Below are 2537 nucleotides of genomic sequence, written 5' to 3'. Positions count from 1 at the left end.
CATGCCTACTCGAAGCTGTATAACATTCCTTCCACCGGTTTGAGATTCTTCACAGTATATGGCCCTGCTGGTCGCCCGGATATGGCGTACTTCGGCTTTACCAACAAGCTGCTGAAAGGCGAAACAATTCAGATTTTCAACTACGGTAACTGCAAGCGTGACTTTACTTATGTGGATGATATTGTCGAGGGCGTTGTCCGTGTGATGCAGGGTGCGCCGGAACGTAAAAATGGTGAAGATGGTCTGCCCGTTCCTCCGTATGCAGTTTATAACATCGGCAACCAGAACCCGGAAAATCTGCTGGACTTCGTACAGATTTTGCAGGAAGAACTGATCCGTGCAGGTGTTCTGCCGGAAGATTACGACTTTGAAGCACACAAGAAGCTGGTTCCGATGCAACCCGGTGACGTGCCTGTGACCTATGCAGATACCAGTGCGCTGGAGCGTGACTTCGGATATAAGCCCTCCACTAGCTTGCGCGAGGGTTTACGGAAGTTCGCTGAGTGGTACGCAAAGTTTTACAAATAACGAAGAGTAGGAAAATAAACCGATGAAGTGTGTTGAGGTTTACAAGGAATTATATCATCAAGAACCGTTTGATGTGGCGTTCTGCCCGTACCGCATCAGTCCACTGGGTGCGCATATCGACCATCAGTACGGAAAAATCAATGGATTGGCAATCGACAAGGGAATCCACATGGCCTACCACCCGAAGCAGAACGGTGTTGTGGAGTTGCAGTCCTTGAACTTCCCAAAGCGCGCCCAGTTCTTTGTAAGCGCAGTTCCAGATGAAAAGCAGGGCGACTGGGCAGACCATCTGCGCGGTGCGGCGAAGATGCTAGGCGAGAAGTACCGCTTGAAAGTCGGTCTATCCGGCATCATTGAAGGAAGTCTGCCGATTGGCGGATTGTCCTCGTCTGCATCGGTTATTATCTGTTTCTTGTCGGCACTGTGCAAAGTGAATGGTATCCATCTTGAACCGATGGAGATGATTCTCACGGCAAAGGCAGCAGAAAACCAGTATGTCGGTGTTTCTTGCGGCAAACTCGATCAAAGCTGCGAAGTGCTTTCCAAGAAGAATCACCTACTGTACCTTGACACGAAAGACGATAGCTATGAACTGATCCCCACCAGTGAGAAAATGAAGCCTTATAAGGTGGCAATCTTCTTCTCTGGCTTGGAGTGTTCTTTGAAAAACTCCAAGTACAATCTGCGGCAGGACGAGTGCAAGGCAGCGGCCTATGCACTGATGGGTTATGCAGGGATGGACTACGACACTTTTGCAAACACCCGGCTGCGCGATGTGCCGTATGAGGTCTTTGAAGCCTATAAAGATCGTTTGCCGGAGTTGTGGCGCAGACGTGCAGAACATTATTACAGTGAGTTTGCTCGTGCCGAAAAGGGTGCAGAATTGTGGCGCAAAGGTGATTTAGATGGTTACGGGCAGCTTGTTTTTGAAAGCGGAAAATCCTCTATTTACAGCTATGAGTGTGGCTGCGATGAACTGAAAAAGCTGTATCAGATTATGGTTGATACTGATGGCATCTACGGTGGCCGCTTTTCTGGTGCGGGTTTCAAGGGCTGCTGTATGGCACTGATCGCCCCGGACAAGGCCGAAGATATTGAAGCCAAAGTAAGCTCTGAGTATTTGAAAGCATTTCCGGCGTTGGAAGGAAAGTATAGTTTCCATCTGTGCGAGAGTGCCGATGGCGTGGAACTGTAAGGAGAATACATAGATGAAATGTTTGATTTTAGCAGCGGGCTACGCTACACGGCTTTATCCGCTGACTGAGAATTTTCCGAAGCCGCTTCTTAAAGTGGGCGAGAAATCCATCCTTGATTGGTTGGTGGATGATTTGGTGGATACCACTGACATTGACGAATTTGTGGTGATTTCCAATCATAAGTTCGCGCAGCATTTTGAGAACTGGAAGAACAATAAGCAAAAGACACGGCCTTATGAGATTACTGTAATCGACGACGGTACAAGCACCAATGAAACTCGTTTGGGTGCAGTCAAAGATATTCAGCTGGCGGTAGAAAAGCTGAATTTAGCTGATGATTTGCTGGTTATGGCTGGTGATAATGTGTTGGATTTCAGCCTTTCCAAATTTGTGAAGTTTGCCAAGGAGAAGAATACCTCTTGCGTCATGTGCCATGAGGAAAATGAATTGAAAAAGCAGCAGAAAACGGCAATTATCACACTGGACGGGAATGACCTGATTACCAGCTACGAGGAAAAGCCGAAAGAGCCAAAAGGAAATCTTGCTGTGCCGCCGTTCTACTGCTATCGTGCCTGTGATGTAAAGCGGATTCAGGAAGCTCTGGAGAACGGCTGCGGCTATGACGCACCGGGCAGCTTTGCGGCTTGGTTGAGCAAGCAGACACCGATGCACGCTTACGTCATGCCGGGTAAGAGGTATGACATTGGCGATATTAACAGCTATGAGTATGTAAAGAGTGTGTTTTCAAAATAAAAACGCAAAGAGAGAGGAGAAAGTAATCATGAGAGATTTTAAGGATTTGAAAATTGCTGT

3 protein-coding genes are annotated in these 2537 nt (G+C 47.7%); all 3 read left to right on the top strand.

The window, feature by feature from the left end:
* On the top strand, nucleotides 1-528 hold a 528-nt coding region (locus AAAU26_RS01050; protein ID WP_227619738.1), incomplete at its 5' end, for an NAD-dependent epimerase/dehydratase family protein.
* A gap of 22 nt (nucleotides 529-550) precedes the next feature.
* Nucleotides 551-1723 (top strand): GHMP family kinase ATP-binding protein, encoded by a 1173-nt coding sequence (locus tag AAAU26_RS01045; protein ID WP_227619739.1) that lies wholly within the window; start codon nucleotides 551-553, stop codon nucleotides 1721-1723.
* Between the two features lie 13 nt (nucleotides 1724-1736).
* The gene (locus AAAU26_RS01040; protein WP_227619740.1) at nucleotides 1737-2477 is read left to right on the top strand and encodes a nucleotidyltransferase family protein; all 741 of its coding nucleotides are present in this window, start codon (nucleotides 1737-1739) and stop codon (nucleotides 2475-2477) included.
* Nucleotides 2478-2537: the final 60 nt, after the last annotated feature.

It is taken from the genome of Faecalibacterium longum, assembly GCF_040094125.1.
Classification (GTDB): Bacteria; Bacillota; Clostridia; order Oscillospirales; family Ruminococcaceae; genus Faecalibacterium; species Faecalibacterium longum.
Note: the sequence above shows the minus strand (reverse complement) of the source record. Positions and strands in the feature narration are given on the sequence as shown.

Bases quoted from the DNA above. Each gene is read 5' to 3' on its own strand.
- AAAU26_RS01045 (WP_227619739.1), top strand. From the start codon at position 551: ATGAAGTGTGTTGAGGTTTACAAGGAATTATATCATCAAGAACCGTTT.
- AAAU26_RS01040 (WP_227619740.1), top strand. From the start codon at position 1,737: ATGAAATGTTTGATTTTAGCAGCGGGCTACGCTACACGGCTTTATCCG.